This is a genomic window from Candidatus Leptovillus gracilis, from assembly GCA_016716065.1.
GTDB lineage: Bacteria > Chloroflexota > Anaerolineae > Promineifilales > Promineifilaceae > Leptovillus > Leptovillus gracilis.
This window is the reverse complement of the sequence record JADJXA010000016.1, coordinates 52,764-67,128: the sequence shown is the minus strand read 5'-3', so window position 1 is coordinate 67,128 and position 14,365 is coordinate 52,764. Positions and strand designations below refer to the sequence as shown.

Sequence of the window (14,365 nt, the reverse complement as noted above, 5' to 3'; positions counted from 1 at the left end):
CCCTCGCCACCGTGAGCTGTCACAGCTCATAGTTACTCCTCAACGCCCAGGCGCGTCAGGTTTGCCTGGGCGCGCTCGACCAGCTCCGGCTGGCTGCGAAACGAGCCGAGGACTTCACGATAGATATCCTCAGCCGAGACCATGTCCCCGTCGGCTTCATAGAGTTCCCCCAACCGCAAGTAAACAATTCCCAGGTAGGGGTTGGCGCGGCCGATATTCCTCAGGACGAACTGCTCCGCCTGCTCAATAGTCAGGCGTTCGTTGATGATTTCCTCAATGCGAACTTTTGCGCTGGCGACAGAGGCGGGTACGGGGCGGGCATATTGGCCCCGCCAGATACGTTCGATGTCCGCATAACCGCCGTAATGCACAAACTCATTACGTTCCTGGTCGAATTCCTCATAGCCGGTGAGCGCCTCCAGGTAATTGCCGGCTTCAAAGCTGGCGTTCGCATCGGCCGTATAGGTGGTTGTCAGCCGCTGCGCATCCCACCAAGCCAGGGCATAGGTCATGACAAAAACGGCCGTTACCGCCAACGCAATAAGTGGAAAACGCCACTGTTTGAGACGACTCGGCGCTGCGGGAACCGGAGTTTCCAGAACGATGGGCAGGTTCGTGGTCATACGCTACCTCACTTAAACGTCACGTTGGCAAATGCCTTCATGAACTGATCCTGCAACAGGAAGAAGATCAAGACCAGAGGCAGCGTAACCAGGGTGGTCGCCGCCCAAATTTGCTGGGCATTTTCGCCCGGCACCGATGATTGGAATTGCAGCAACCCCAACTGCACCGTCCATTTGTCCGGCGTGTTGAGATAGAGCAAGGGGCCAAAGAAGTCATTCCAACTGGCCATGAAGTTGAGGATGGCAACCGTCGCCAGCGCCGGCCGGGCCAACGGCATGATGATACGCAGGAAGATCGTTAATTCACTCGCCCCATCCAACCGCCCCGCTTCCACCACCTCATTGGGGATGGTGACCATAAATTGGCGCAGCAAGAAGATGTTGAACACCGTCACGGCTGCCGGAACAATTAGGGCGTGATATTGGCCTACCCAACCCAGGTTAAACATCAGGACGTAGGTGGGAATGAGAAAGAGAATGCCGGGAATCATCATCGTCGCCAGCATAAAGCTGAAGACGAAGTTGCGACCGGGAAACGGTATCTTGGCAATGGCGTAAGCGGCCAACGCGCTCAGCAGCGTGTTGAGTACGGTAATCGAGACGGCCAGGATAAGCGAATTGCGGAAGAGCAGGCCCATATTCAGCCGCTCAAATACGCCTGTATAGCCGCTGAAAGTAATTTCGCTCGGCAGGCTGGTTGGCTGATGCAAGATTTCACGACCAGGCTTTACCGAGTTCATCAGCATATAAATAAAGGGATAAAGCACCACGATGGCCCCGATCAACAATAGGGCATAAATGACGATGGTGGACCAGGGGATGCGTTTCCGGGGTTGGGTCAAGGCGGGTTTAGCTAATATCTCGCTCATCAATCACCTCAATCACTGTCCGCCGAGACAAAGCGGAACTGTAACACCGTTATCGCGCCGATGAGCACTGCCAACAGCAGGCCCAGCGTGGAGGCATAGCCCATATTGGAGCGGTCAAATGCCTGCGCATACAAGTAGAGTACCGGCGTCAATGCCTGGTTGTCCGCGCCGCCATAGAGGTCGAACAGGGCAAAAACCTCAGTAAACATTTGCAAACCGTTGATAATGTCCACGACCAGGAGGAAGAAAAGCTGCGGCCGTAATTGCGGCAGGGTGATGTAGCGAAACAAGGCCCACTCGCTGGCGCCGTCAATGGAAGCCGCATCATATAGGTCGGGGCTGATTGAATAAAGACCTGCCAGCAGAATGACAAAACTGATGCCAAACCATTTCCAGGTATTGATCAGGGCGATGATCGGCATTGGCAGCCATCTGTTGAAGGTCCAGAACACAGGCCCGTCCATGATACCGGCGTTCACCAACAGGCTCTGCACCGGCCCGGTAGGACTGGCCAGATAGCCGCCGACAATCATAAGCACCATCGTGGAGGTGAGGACCGGTAAAAAGTAGACAGTGCGAAAGAAACGCCCGCCCCATCTGGCGCGAAAGACGAGAACGGCCGTTAACAACCCCAGACCATTCTTCAGCACAATGAAGATAGCCTGGTTGTAAACAATGTTGAACAGGCTTCGCCAAAAGAGCGGGTCAAGTATCCCCTGTAACCAATTGCCCACCCCGACAAAGGCGCGGTTTTCCGGGGCTACGAAGGAGTAGTCAAAGAACGTGAGATAGAATGACAGCACAAGAGGATAAAGCCCAAAGACAATATAAAGAATGACCCATGGCGCGATAAAGACATAGCCCCAGAAATTGCGGCGCATGTTTTGCCAGAGGGAGTTTCCTCGCTTATTTCGCCTGGTCCCAATCGTGTCGGGCAGCTGCTCTTTGGCAGCCGTTACTTGAGCCATTTGAGTTCTCCTTTCCCACTAAGAATGCGCAGCAGCGTGATAGGCGCAAGCTATCACGCTGCTGCGCGTGAAAACGGGATCGTTTATTGGTCTTGCAAGGCAGCTTGCGCTTGTTCGACAGCCTGTGTAACCGCCTCTTCGGGAGTCAGTTTCCCTTCAACCACTGCCCGTTGGTAGACAGCCTGTACTTCATTAGCCACCGTCTCGGCCGTGGAAAACTGCTGCGGCAGCATACCGTTCTGCAGCACTTCGATGAACATCTGGCGTGCTGGTTCCTGGAAGTAAGCGTCTTCTCGCAGGCTGATGAGCGTTGGCAAATAGCCCAGCTCGGTGATGAACTGCCGGTTGTTTTCCTCTTCCATGAGAAACTGGAGGAAACTCCAGGCGCGGGTCTGTCTCTCTGGCGTCGTTTTCATGATGATGAGCGCCCGGCCGCCGTAAGTCGTGAAGCTGGGGTCGCCTTCGTTGAGTACGGGTACCGGCGCGACGCCAACATCTTCCCCAATCACCATGGGTTGGTCGGCCGCGGTCTCAAGGTTTGGTTCCCACGAGTAGCCGTATTGCGGCCACATGCCGATCTTGCGGCTAAAGAAGTTCGTCTCCATGGTTAGCGGGGCAAACTGCTGGGCTGCCTGGGTGAATGCAAAGAACGCTTCCATCTGGCAGTCGGGATTGTCAAAGGTGATATCCGTGCCGAGTCGGTTGACAAGTTGGCATTGACCGTTATTTCCGTTGAGATAGATGGGCTGGAGCATATTCCAATACCACCCGCCCCAGGCCAACGCCTCGTTCCAAAAAACGTTGCCATAGATGTCATTACCCAGATCATCAATGGCTTCGGCTGCAGCCAGGTATTCATCCCAGGTTACAGGCGGATTCTCCGGGTCGAGGCCCGCCTGTTCAAAGAGTTGTTTGTTGTAAATCATCAGGGTGACATCGGCGCCGATGGGGATGTAGTAGTTATGGCCGGAGAATTGTTCCACAATTGCCGGATCCACCTGATCCAGCAGCAGTTGGAAGTCGGGCAAGCTCTCCAGGGGAATCACGGCGTCATCAGACGCCATTTGCCCCAGTGCGGGGCCGAGGGAAGTGATGACCAGATCGGGCTGGTTACCAGCGGCGATGAGCGCCTGGAAAATACCGCCCTCTGGCTCGTCCTCCACCGTTACCTGAACGTTGGGGTTCTCCGCCATGTATTGTTCTGCCAGGCCGACCAGCACGTCATGCATGGCTCCGGCTACGGAAGAAACGCGAATGGTTCCCGCCGTAGTTTCCATTGCCACGGCCTCTTCTGCGACCGGTTCCGCCGCGGCCGGTTCGGTGGCTGCCGGTTGGTCAGCGACGGCGGCTGCTTCTTCTGCAGCCGGCGCAGCCGCTTCAGGGGTCGCGCCACCCCCACAAGCCACCAACAAGCCCAGGCCGAACACCAGGGCCAACAGTAAAACAGACAGTCTACGTAAAAGGGTGATCTGGATGTGCATTTTCCTTCTCCTCTGAAACTGAAAATAAACCTCCCGGAGGTTGTTGCCTCTGAAAACCTCCGGGAGGTTGGGTTTTCATTTCTCAGAGGCTTACTAACGAAAACACGCTTAACGACAGCCGCAAGAACGACAGACCGGAAAGCGTGTTGACAATACTTCTTGATTAGGTTCGATAGTTTCTGCCTCCTTGACCATGTTTCAGTCACATACTGACAGTTTTCTGTCTGGTAGGAATGCAAATTCATCCGCCCACAAAGTACCGATTTATTTGTTGAACGTTTGACAATCTAATTGGATTCTATGGCTAAATAAAACAGGGTTGTTTTATTTGGGGGAGCATTTTGCAAACGCTGGTAAATTGTATGGGGCGTAAATTAAGGATACATCCAACAATTCGCGCTTGCATCAGCCAGTCAGGTAGTATTTAAATCCGCCAGTCGGGGGATATGTAGAGCAATAGGGTGGCGTAGAGTCAATATGCGCCCGTAAATGTTTCTGCCGTCATTTGTGTGAAACGGCCGTTTCTCCCCAAACGTCTCCCCCACTATAACTTTGATTAGAAGACGGCCGTTCCCCTTTACCTGTATCCTCTCCATGACAGTCTGGCGCATACCCGTTGGTGAGCGCTCATCAAAAATGGAGCAAACGCATCCTCAGATGCGAATTCCTTACTCGCCGCGCTGTCTCGCCCACACTGCCGATAAGCGGAGCGAGACAGGCGGGCGATTAGGGAGGCATCAGGGGACGTTGCTAATAACTGGGAGAAGGACGGTTAAGGGGTCGGTGCTGAAGTGTAAAGGAATCCCGCCCTGATCGGCGCGGGGATCGATTGTGTCGGCGCCAAAGTTAAACACAATGAACCCATCAAAATAGACGCCAGCGGGCACAAACAATACCCCCACCGTACTGAAATCGGTAAAGTTGGTCAATAGGTTGTTTTGCCAGCTAGGCGGCGGCCCAGCCGCCAAACTATCGCTGATGAGAAATTTCCGCTCATAAGGATTTAATGGAATTTCACTATTGACTGTGAGACTGCCACTGCTGTTGAGGCCCTGGATATAGGCTGTTTGTGTGACGGCCGTTGTGTTGTAAACGATGACAACGGTGGCTGTGCCGTCATTGTCTGATGGACTGAAATAGACTGGCTGTGTGCCGGGAAAGCTGTTGGGAGAGAAGGGGATGGCACCGGCGTCTGGCCCATCGTCGTGCTGCGGCGCTTCATCGCTGCCGATTTGGGCCGCCTGGGAATACGCTTCGGCGGTGGGGCGGCTCATCATATAGGCGGCCGCGAACATCAGAACCAGGACGAGAATTGTTGACAACCAATGTGCTTTTTTCACAAACATCATCTCCTTTATAGACCTGAGTAGCTGCTATGTTGGGTTGCTTGGGGGTTATTGGACTGTAAACATACCATCAAACCTAACTGCCAGGCAAAAACCACTTCTGAATGTATGAACGTAAAACGGCCGTATTTTCCCCCCTGTCATACAACCAGATACAAAAAACGGCCGTCTCAGAAACCGGTTGGCATCCAAGACGGCCGTTTGCGCCGCTGTGTTTTGTGCGATAAACCTATCCTATAGACGGGTAGGCGGATGTAGCTTAACCGGAACGGCCGTAACCGCCACGTTGACTATCTCCACTGCGGAAACCGCCGTTGCGCTGCCCACCATCGGCCCGCTCTTCGCGTGGTTTCGCTTCGTTCACTTTCAGCGCCCGGCCATCTACTTCCGTGCTGTCCAGCGCTTTCATGGCCGCGTTTGCGGCGCTTGTTTCCATTTCAACGAAACAGAACCCACGAAACTGGCCGCTCATGCGGTCTGTGATCATAGCAACAGAGTCCACCGTACCAAAGGGTGTAAAAAGATCACGAACTTGATCTTCAGTGGCATCAAACGACAAATTTCCGACATACATTTTTTTCGACAAGTGATTTTCTCCAAATCTAGTCCCAGTTTAGGGCCGCCAAATGCGACCGTGCCAACATGGGTATCAATAACCGAAAGGCCAGCATACCGTAGTTACCAGGTAAGTCCAGTAAAGCGGCCGTAATCAGGCAACCACTCATAATGGAGCAGTGTAACGATAGCTGATTGGCCGAATGCTGCGCCACGTCCGCCCCTGCTGTCTGTAGTGACAAATGTCGCCAACGTTTGGTGACATGTATTACTAGGCCCAAAATCCCACTGCGGGTATGCTCAGGGTGGCTGGCGGTCGGCTGCCAGGTCAACAATAGATGTTCAAATGACGAGTACTACTGTACGTATTCGGTAATCCGTAATCCGTAATTTCGTTTCATGACCACGTTGCTACCGGTCTTCCGCAGGCCACTGACTCTGGCAAACCCCAGCGGAAAACGGGATACGGACTACGGTTTACGGCTGCTGGAGCAGCGCCTCGTCCGTAACGGCCGTAGCCTATCCATCCACAAATGTTTCCAGAGCAACACGGCCGTTCCCAACAAAAAGGACAACAGATACGATGAGTTATATCACCGGCATCACCCATAACGAGGCAATAACCCACGATGTGCTAATAATCGGCGCCGGATTGGCCGGTTCATGGGCGGCTATGGCTGCCAGCAAACAAGGCGTGGGCAACATCGGCGTCCTCTCAAAATTGCATCCCCTGCGTTCGCACAGCGGCGCGGCCCAGGGGGGCATCGCCGCCGCCCTGAACAATGTGCGCCCGGTCGCCGGGACGGGGCCGAGCGGCCCGCTGGAAGCAGTGTCGCCGGGCGACGAGCCGCCCGACAGCTGGGAACTGCATATGTTCGACACGATCAAAGGCTCGGACTGGTTGGGCGACCAGGACGCCATCGAGATTATGGTGAAGGAAGCGCCGGAGATCATTTACGAATACGAGCGCATGGGCTGTGTCTTTAGCCGGTTGAGCGACGGCCGTATCGCCCAACGTCGTTTTGGCGGCCACAGCGTGCCCCGCGCCAACTACGCCGCCGACTTCACCGGCCACGTTTTGCTGCACACCATCCACGAGCAGGCGCTTAAGCAGGGTGTCACCTTCTACAGCGAGTGGTACTGCCTCGATCTAATCCTGGAAGACAACATCTGCCGCGGAATTGTGGCCCTGGATATTGTCACCGGCACGCTGCACCTGATGCGCGCCAAAGCGGTGCTGTTTGCTACCGGCGGTTACGGCCGTGCCTGGAAAATTACCTCCAACGCCACTGCCAACACCGGCGACGGTGTGGCCGTTGCCTACAACGCCGGCGTGCCGCTCATGGACATGGAATTTGTCCAGTTTCATCCCACCGGCCTCTATGGCAAGGGCATTCTGATGAGCGAGGCGTGTCGTGGTGAAGGCGGCTACCTGCTCAACAGCGCCGGCGAGCGCTTCATGGAGCGCTACGCCGCCGATAAGATGGAACTGGCCCCGCGTGACCTGGTCAGCCGCTCCGAGCAGAGGGAAATTAACGAGGGGCGCGGTGTTGGCCCGGACAAGGAAGGCGTCTTCCTTGATTTGCGCCATTTGGGGGCGGAGCGGATTATGGAGCGGCTGCCGCAGGTGCATGAACTGGCCCGTGACTTTCTCGGCGTGGACATCATCACCGATCCGGTAGCAATTCAGCCGACGGCCCATTACAGCATGGGGGGTATCCCGGCTGACGCCAACTGCCAGGTGATCGCCGACGCGGCCGGGACGCCAGTGACCGGTTTCTACGCCGCCGGGGAGTGCGCCTGCATTAGCGTGCACGGGGCGAATCGGTTGGGCACGAACAGCTTGTTGGACGCTTCGCTGTTCGGCCGGCGGGCCGGCCTGGCCATCGCCGAATTTGTGCAAAATGGGGCCCCGCTGCCGCCGGTGAGCGGCGACCCGGTGGCCCGCAGCCAGGCGCGCTTAAGCCGTTATACGGCTGGCGTGTCGGGCAAGCCGGCCGAATCGGTCAGCAAAATCGCCAATGCCCTCAAGGAAACGATGACCAAAAACGTCGGCGTCTTCCGGGATGGGGAACGGCTGGAAATCGCCGCACGGGATGTGAAGGTATTGCAGGAGCGGTACACGCGGGCGCAGATCATGGACAAGGGGAGCCGCTTTAACACCGACTTGCTGGCGGCCGTAGAGACGGAAAACTTGCTGACCTTTAGCGAGGTGATTGTCGCCAGCGCCCTGGCGCGCACCGAGAGCCGGGGGGCGCATTACCGCACTGATTACGCCCGGCGCGATGACGCGCAGTGGCTGAAGCATACGTTGGCGCACAAAAACGACGACGATGGCCCGCGCCTGGATTACAAAGGCGTGACGATTTTCTATGATCGTTATCCGCCAGAAGAGCGGAAGTATTAGGAAAAGTTATCGCCACGGCGGCGTGGAGAACAGAGAGTTTTTCTTTCCTCCGTGTTCTCCGTGTCTCCGTGGTGCATCCTAAAAAGGGCACAAGTATGACGATACAAAATAGCCAAGCGAAGAAGGCGGTAATCCGGGTGCAGCGGTTTAACCCGGACGTGGACCGCAAGCCATATCTGGCGGAGTATGAGATTGCCATCACCGCCGACACGACGCTGCTGGATGCATTGGAAAACATCAAGAGCGATCTGGATGGCAGCCTGACGTTTCGCCGTTCCTGTCGCCACGCGATTTGCGGCAGCTGCGCGATGAGCGTGAATGGCGTGAATACGCTGGTGTGTAACCGGCGGGTAGAGGCGTTTTTGGACCGGAAGGGGCGGGTGACGATACGGCCGTTACCCTATCTGCCCATCATCAAAGATTTGGTGGTGGACCGCACCTCGTTCTGGGAACAATACCTGCGGGTGAAGCCGTGGCTCATCCCCCCGCCCAGCTACGACGACAGCCAGCCAATAGACGGCGAGTTCCACGTTTCGCCGGAAGAAGTGGCGGCGCTGCAATCGGCCGAAACCTGCATCATGTGCGGCGCGTGTTATTCCGCCTGCCAGGTAGTGGCGATGAACAAAAAGTACATCGGCCCGCACGCGCTGCTGAAGGCGTTCCTGCGGGTGATGGACCCGCGCGACAGCGCCCCGGCCGAGCGGCTGGCGATTGTTGGCGGTGATGACGGCGTTTTCCGCTGCCACACCATCTTCAACTGCATAGATGCCTGCCCCAAAGGGCTGAACCCGACGCAGGCGATTGAGACAATGCGCAAGCTGGCGCAGAAGCGCCTCGCCTTTGAAGCGGCCCGCGTCGAACGGCAGAAAAGTTTGTAAGATAGCGTGTAGGGCTAGAGCGAGAGCGAGAGCGAGAGCGAGAGCGAGAGCGAGAGCGAGAGCGAGAGCGAGAGCGAGAGCGAGAGGGTGTTCTCGCTCTCGCTGATAGGAGTGGGTTATGTATAAGACAACCGGTTTCATCAGTTTTCTGTTCCGGCGGGTGTCTGGGATGGCGCTGGTGTTTTATTTGTTTATGCACATTTGGGTGATTGGCTCGGCTACCGGCGGGGCGGCGGCATTTGATGCACGGATGGCGACGGTGCAGTCGCCGATTTTTCGCTTGTTGGAGATTGCCTTACTGATTGCTGTTATCTATCACGGATTTGATGGCATCCGGCTGCTCATCGTCCACTGGTTTAATGTGACGGAATATCGCCAGAGCATGTTTTACGCTATGTTTGTGCTGTTCATCCTGGTTTCAATTGTCGGCGGCGTGCCGTTGCTGCTCTTCGCCCTGGAGGGTCATTGATTATGCGCGTGTTTGTGATGCAGCGGCTAACGGCCGTTGCCCTCGTCCTCTTTTTAACCCTGCACATGGTTGTGGTCCACTATCCGCCCGGTCATCTGGATTTTAACCGGGTGATGGTACGGCTGGAGAATCCAGTCTGGAAAGTCATAGACATTCTCTTCCTGTTTGCCGTGTTAATCCATGCCCTCACCGGCGCGTATGCCGTGCTGATGGATGTGGAGCGCATTACCCCATACAAGCGCGCCCTGGCAGGCGCGGCCGTTGTGCTGGGTGTCATCGCCTTTGTGTACGGGACCATCACCATCCTGGCGTTCAGTCCCACAGCCGCCCTGGCGGTCAACTGAACATCTGCACACAGTAGGGGATTCAGCCCGCGCCCATCGGCCTATACACGAATCGCGCCGCCTGGCTCGGCCAGCGGTAGATGGGTCAAATTGTTTTATACATCAGGCGATGGTTGGGCGGCGATCCAGGCCTCAGCCACATCCACCGCCTGCAGCAGCGCTGCCCCCACCCCTTCAGACGCCGGAAAAACGTTCTCGCGGCCAATGGTGCGCAGGACGCTGGTCCGTTCCATCTGCTCCAACACATATGGTTCCACGCCGGTCAGCATCAATCGGCTCTCCTGCCGCCGCAGTTCATCGGCGTAACGAACCAGCACTTTCAGGAAGGTGCTGCCCACGTCCTTTTTGCCGCGCAGCGCCAAAATGACGACGGCATGGCGTGTGGCTTCGGTCACTTTCGGCAGTTGTTCGTTAAATACCGGCGCGGCGGCGTAAAACAGGCTGCCGTAGGGCATGAGGATAGTGAGTTGTTGGGCGGGAACTGCCGTTGGCGGCTCGCTCTCCACCGGATATTGCCCTGGCCCAATCGCCCATGCTTTCACCGTCACTTTGTTAGACTGCTGGAAGACGAACAACAGCACGGCCAGGGACACGCCCAGCAAGACGGCGTATTGCAGCGGAATGAACAGCGCGGCCAAGAAGGTCAGGGCCATGACGGTTTGCTGCACCGGACCCGTCTTCCAGACCATGCCGATCTGCTCTGGTTTCAGGGTGCGGAAGCCGACCACAATGAGCAGCCCGGCCAGGACCGGCATAGCAATGGCGCCCACAAATCGGCCAAAGAGCAAAATAGCCAGGGCCATCACCAACCCGGCGGAAATGTTGGCAAAGCGGGAGCGCGCTCCGGCGCTCATTACCAGGGATGTGGCCGACAGGGAACCGCCAACGGCCGTGCCCTGAAACAGCCCCGACACCAGATTTGCCACCCCCTGCCCGACAAAATCACCCGAAGCGTCTGGGTAACGGCCGTCTGGGTTGGGGATGGATTGGGTGATGCCGGTTCCCTGCATCAGCCCGACAAAGGCCAGCGAGATGGCCGGGATGATCAGGCCGGGAACGGCCGTTAAGGATGGCAGCAACGGCCGGGGTAGCGACCCCGGTATATCGGCCACATCCCGTACCAGGGCCACCTCATCCGCGCCCACCAGCGGCACCACCAACGAAGCCACAATCATCGCCACCACCATGCCCAACGACTTCAAACTGGTCTTCTCCAGCGTCAAAATCAGAATGATGGTCAGGATGCCCACCATCAACGTCGGCAAATGAGCCTGGTCCAGATGGCCCAAGAGGTCCAGCGTGCGGACAATGCGGTTGGCCCCCACACTGCTGTAACCGGTGAAGTCGTCCAACTGCCCCAAAATGATGAGTAAAGCCACGGCATTGACAAAGCCAGTCATCACCGCATTGGGTACAAACCGCACCAGTGAGCCAAGTTTGAACAACCCGGCCAACAGCATCAGCAGCCCGGTCAGAATCGCCAGGGTGAATAAAGGGGCGTTGGGGCTGCGCCCCTCAGTCACTTGCGGTACGCTGGCCACCACCAGGGCCATGGCGCTGGTGGCCTGAATGGACATGAATGCGGAACTGGTGAAAAACGCGCCGCTAAATGTGCCCATCATGTAGCCATACAGCCCATAAATAGGGTTAATCAGCGCCAGCAGACCGTTCGCCAGACCGTCTGGGATGCTTTGAATGCCCAGAACCAGCCCGGCCGTCAGGTCTTCGGTGATGGTGTGGCGGTTGATGAACTGTCGTTTCACAAAACCATGTCCTCCAATGTGCCCGACCTCATGAGAGGCAGCGTTTTAGCAGGCCCAAACCTTCGCGGTCTATTGCCAACAGAAGCTCCGGCGCTTGAAAAGCGCCGGAGCCTTTCAAACACATTACCCGCCAAAATCTTCCATCAACTGGGCTTCTTGCTCGTTGCTCAGGTTGGATTGAATCAACGCAGCTGAAACACCCTGGAATGCCTCCGCCACACGGTCTTGGACTGCGCCGCTGGTGAGTAAAAAGAGCGCCGACGTGCCCTCCGTCACCTGGTCGCGCACTTCTTTGATGAATTGATCATTGATGCCATAGTCCGCGAACTTGCCAGACAGCGCTCCCATGGCTGCGCCTACGGCCATGCCAAAGAAGGGCACGAAGAAAATCAAACCGAACAACATGCCCCAGAACGCGCCAGAAACAGCGCCCTGACCAGTCATACTGCCATAATTATGGGTCTTGGGCTTTTTCGCGCCCGCCGACCATGAAACAATCGCCGCATCGTTGATCTGAATCAGATGCTGCTTGGATAATTCAACCAGTTTGTCCAGCGCTTCTTGCGCGCCCATAACGGTATCAAATTTCCACACGGTTAATGCTGCCATACGAATAGTCTCCTTGTTCTTATTTGGTAGATAAAATTCAACCCACTTTGCAGGTCGGGTTGTTGCAAACGAAATTAGGGCATGGTTCATCGAGCAAAATATCATCTTTACAAATTTACGCGGCATTGTCATGCTGAGCGGAGTCTTCGGAGCGAAGCATCCCGCTCCCGTCAGAGGGGGGATGCTTCGGGGGACCTCAGCATGACACCTCTTCTTGTTAAATTTGTAAAGCACTATTAGCTTTAAATGAACCATGCCGAAATTAGTTAAGTAGGCTGCCAGGGCCAGCGCCCTTCAATTTCAACCAGCAGCGCCCAGCTTAGGAAAGTACGAATTATCACCAGCAGCCCTAATACCAGAACGCTTTCCAGCGTTGCTTCCAGGGCGACGGTGTGAATGATGTCGGCCGCCACCAAGACCTCCAGACCAAGCAGAAGCGCTTTGCCCAGACTGACCTTGAGTTCATGATAAAGTTCCCCTCTGCCAGTTTGTTGGCTGGCGTAGCGCAGCAGATAGCGCGTTAGCGCCACCACAATGGCGACCACAATGATGAGTACAGCGATGGCTTCAATAAATAGGGTGGCATATTCCACCCACAACAAGAAGGTGTCCCCTACTTCGCTCTGGGAAATCATAGAAGGCAGCATAAAAAACCTCTGACAGGTCGTTTATCCGGTTGGTTTGCGCAGGTCAACAACCAGTATAAAAATACTGATGAACAAGACCCAGCCGGGGAAAATGAGAGCTACCCACACACTCAGACTCGTGATCAACAGCAGCAGCAGCGCCAACAGGTAGGTCACAACGACCAACCAGCGCGGCATCAAATGGCCGCGCAGCCAGACTGTGCCGAGGGAAGTCATCAAGACGCCCGCCATGCGCAAGGCGTAGACGTTGCTGATTTGCAGCATGATGGCGCGGCCAAAGATGATGATGTCTGGTTGGAGAAGCTCGTCGCTTTTGGCGTTGACACTAGACAAAATGCCACCGACAATTGCCATAGAGACAAACACCATCGCCAGAAACAGCAGGCCGCTGCCTAAGAACACCGTGGAGAAAAAGTGCTCCTCAACTTCGCTGAGCCGGTCACGTATGACGCCGATGAACCAAAGAAACGCAATGCCGGCGAAGGGCATGAGCGACAATGCCGTGGCGATTTGTCTCTCGCCCTGCTCTACCCAATCTATTCCGCCGGATAGATCGCCGGGCATGGCCGTGCGCACAAGGACAACGCTGCTTGTAAATAACAGGGCAAAGAGGATACCAGCAACGGCCGTTGCCCGTGGCGCTGTCAGACGTCGTTTTCCAGCACCCGCTATCATCCAAGCAGCCCGGTGATACCCTTATACGAGAACCACAGCCCAAAAATGAACGACACCGTCATGACGATGACACGATTGTTGTGTTCCAGCCAGCTCTGCGCTGCTTGCAGTGGTTTGGCTGCCCGCCCCGGTGCAATGGCGTAAAACAGAATGGGTGGCAGCACCAATAGTTGGGTGGTCAGGATGTAGAACAGATAGAGACCAATACCGGTTGATCTGCTCAACACCGCCTCGCTGATGATGCTGATGGCCGACAGGGTAAAGACCCACTGCTTCACAGCAATGGTCACAAACAACGCTCCCGCGCCGACAGCCTTCAGCGCCGACAGGTTGGTGATGCCGGTCATCCACTGCGGCGGTGGCGCATCCGGGTCTTCTTCTTTGCGCCACTTCTTGAAGGCGGTCACCAGCAGCAGAACGCCCACCACCAGCAGCAGCGTCGAGGCTATCAACTGTTGCCCATCTTCGCCGTTGGCGGACATGGCCGCACCTAGAACCAGGCCAAACAGTACACCCTGCGCCAGGCGCATGGCTATGCCGCCAAAGACAAAAGCCAACGATTTGTTCAGCCCACCTTTGCTTTGCAGCAAAAGCAGCACAATGATGGGATACAACGGCACAACGGCCGCGCCGATTATCACCGGCAGAAGTTCTAGCAGTACATCACCCATAGGATTCCTTTTTGCTGGTGAGAACGGGAGAACGTCTCCTCGTCTCCCGTTCTCCTTGTC

At 56.1% G+C, this 14,365-nt stretch carries 15 protein-coding genes; 4 read left to right on the top strand and 11 right to left on the bottom strand.

Going from position 1 to position 14,365, the window contains the following annotated elements:
• Window positions 1-32: 32 nt before the first annotated feature.
• The 6 genes from IPM39_24705 to IPM39_24680 all read right to left on the bottom strand — a co-directional run bounded on the left by IPM39_24705 (window position 33) and on the right by IPM39_24680 (window position 5,873).
• The gene (locus IPM39_24705; GenBank protein ID MBK8989225.1) at window positions 33-623 is read right to left on the bottom strand and encodes a hypothetical protein; all 591 of its coding nucleotides are present in this window, start codon (window positions 621-623) and stop codon (window positions 33-35) included.
• Between the two features lie 8 nt (window positions 624-631).
• Window positions 632-1,492, bottom strand: coding sequence for a carbohydrate ABC transporter permease (locus IPM39_24700; GenBank protein MBK8989224.1), 861 nt, complete (start codon window positions 1,490-1,492; stop codon window positions 632-634).
• Between the two features lie 8 nt (window positions 1,493-1,500).
• Window positions 1,501-2,373, bottom strand: coding sequence for a sugar ABC transporter permease (locus IPM39_24695; protein ID MBK8989223.1), 873 nt, complete (start codon window positions 2,371-2,373; stop codon window positions 1,501-1,503).
• Window positions 2,374-2,543: 170 nt separating this feature from the next.
• Complete coding sequence (locus tag IPM39_24690) at window positions 2,544-3,941, bottom strand: extracellular solute-binding protein (GenBank protein ID MBK8989222.1); 1,398 nt, start codon at window positions 3,939-3,941, stop codon at window positions 2,544-2,546.
• 737 nt (window positions 3,942-4,678) lie between these two features.
• Window positions 4,679-5,281 carry a hypothetical protein gene (locus IPM39_24685; protein ID MBK8989221.1) on the bottom strand — a complete coding sequence of 201 codons (603 nt, stop codon included), beginning with the start codon at window positions 5,279-5,281 and terminating at the stop codon, window positions 4,679-4,681.
• Window positions 5,282-5,546: 265 nt separating this feature from the next.
• The gene (locus IPM39_24680) at window positions 5,547-5,873 is read right to left on the bottom strand and encodes an RNA-binding protein (GenBank protein ID MBK8989220.1); all 327 of its coding nucleotides are present in this window, start codon (window positions 5,871-5,873) and stop codon (window positions 5,547-5,549) included.
• 552 nt (window positions 5,874-6,425) lie between these two features.
• Between IPM39_24680 and IPM39_24675 the strand changes: the two genes are divergently transcribed.
• The 4 genes from IPM39_24675 (at window position 6,426) to IPM39_24660 (ending at window position 9,940) form a co-directional block, all read left to right on the top strand.
• Window positions 6,426-8,249: an FAD-binding protein gene (locus IPM39_24675; protein MBK8989219.1), complete on the top strand. Its 1,824-nt coding sequence runs from the start codon at window positions 6,426-6,428 to the stop codon at window positions 8,247-8,249.
• 95 nt (window positions 8,250-8,344) lie between these two features.
• Window positions 8,345-9,127 (top strand): succinate dehydrogenase iron-sulfur subunit, encoded by a 783-nt coding sequence (locus tag IPM39_24670; protein ID MBK8989218.1) that lies wholly within the window; start codon window positions 8,345-8,347, stop codon window positions 9,125-9,127.
• Window positions 9,128-9,245: 118 nt separating this feature from the next.
• On the top strand, window positions 9,246-9,596 hold the full coding sequence (sdhC, locus tag IPM39_24665) for a succinate dehydrogenase, cytochrome b556 subunit (protein MBK8989217.1): 351 nt from the start codon (window positions 9,246-9,248) through the stop codon (window positions 9,594-9,596).
• Between the two features lie 2 nt (window positions 9,597-9,598).
• Window positions 9,599-9,940 carry a hypothetical protein gene (locus tag IPM39_24660; protein MBK8989216.1) on the top strand — a complete coding sequence of 114 codons (342 nt, stop codon included), beginning with the start codon at window positions 9,599-9,601 and terminating at the stop codon, window positions 9,938-9,940.
• Between the two features lie 95 nt (window positions 9,941-10,035).
• Here IPM39_24660 and IPM39_24655 read toward each other — a convergent pair whose 3' ends face one another.
• From IPM39_24655 to IPM39_24635, 5 genes are all read right to left on the bottom strand, one after another.
• Window positions 10,036-11,721, bottom strand: a complete 1,686-nt coding sequence (locus IPM39_24655; protein ID MBK8989215.1) for a SulP family inorganic anion transporter — start codon at window positions 11,719-11,721, stop codon at window positions 10,036-10,038.
• Window positions 11,722-11,826: 105 nt separating this feature from the next.
• Window positions 11,827-12,312 carry a DUF1269 domain-containing protein gene (locus IPM39_24650; protein ID MBK8989214.1) on the bottom strand — a complete coding sequence of 162 codons (486 nt, stop codon included), beginning with the start codon at window positions 12,310-12,312 and terminating at the stop codon, window positions 11,827-11,829.
• 266 nt (window positions 12,313-12,578) lie between these two features.
• Complete coding sequence (locus IPM39_24645) at window positions 12,579-12,947, bottom strand: DUF1622 domain-containing protein (protein MBK8989213.1); 369 nt, start codon at window positions 12,945-12,947, stop codon at window positions 12,579-12,581.
• 33 nt (window positions 12,948-12,980) lie between these two features.
• Window positions 12,981-13,634 carry a hypothetical protein gene (locus IPM39_24640; protein MBK8989212.1) on the bottom strand — a complete coding sequence of 218 codons (654 nt, stop codon included), beginning with the start codon at window positions 13,632-13,634 and terminating at the stop codon, window positions 12,981-12,983.
• Window positions 13,631-14,305: a GAP family protein gene (locus tag IPM39_24635; protein MBK8989211.1), complete on the bottom strand. Its 675-nt coding sequence runs from the start codon at window positions 14,303-14,305 to the stop codon at window positions 13,631-13,633. Before IPM39_24635 ends, IPM39_24640 begins: the two co-directional genes overlap by 4 nt.
• Between the last annotated feature and the right edge of the window lie 60 nt (window positions 14,306-14,365).

Bases quoted from the DNA above. Each gene is read 5' to 3' on its own strand.
- IPM39_24705 (MBK8989225.1), bottom strand. From the start codon at position 623: ATGACCACGAACCTGCCCATCGTTCTGGAAACTCCGGTTCCCGCAGCG.
- IPM39_24700 (MBK8989224.1), bottom strand. From the start codon at position 1,492: ATGAGCGAGATATTAGCTAAACCCGCCTTGACCCAACCCCGGAAACGC.
- IPM39_24695 (MBK8989223.1), bottom strand. From the start codon at position 2,373: ATGCGCCGCAATTTCTGGGGCTATGTCTTTATCGCGCCATGGGTCATT.
- IPM39_24690 (MBK8989222.1), bottom strand. From the start codon at position 3,941: ATGCACATCCAGATCACCCTTTTACGTAGACTGTCTGTTTTACTGTTG.
- IPM39_24675 (MBK8989219.1), top strand. From the start codon at position 6,426: ATGAGTTATATCACCGGCATCACCCATAACGAGGCAATAACCCACGAT.
- IPM39_24670 (MBK8989218.1), top strand. From the start codon at position 8,345: ATGACGATACAAAATAGCCAAGCGAAGAAGGCGGTAATCCGGGTGCAG.
- sdhC (MBK8989217.1), top strand. From the start codon at position 9,246: ATGTATAAGACAACCGGTTTCATCAGTTTTCTGTTCCGGCGGGTGTCT.
- IPM39_24660 (MBK8989216.1), top strand. From the start codon at position 9,599: ATGCGCGTGTTTGTGATGCAGCGGCTAACGGCCGTTGCCCTCGTCCTC.
- IPM39_24650 (MBK8989214.1), bottom strand. From the start codon at position 12,312: ATGGCAGCATTAACCGTGTGGAAATTTGATACCGTTATGGGCGCGCAA.
- IPM39_24645 (MBK8989213.1), bottom strand. From the start codon at position 12,947: ATGATTTCCCAGAGCGAAGTAGGGGACACCTTCTTGTTGTGGGTGGAA.
- IPM39_24640 (MBK8989212.1), bottom strand. From the start codon at position 13,634: ATGATAGCGGGTGCTGGAAAACGACGTCTGACAGCGCCACGGGCAACG.
- IPM39_24635 (MBK8989211.1), bottom strand. From the start codon at position 14,305: ATGGGTGATGTACTGCTAGAACTTCTGCCGGTGATAATCGGCGCGGCC.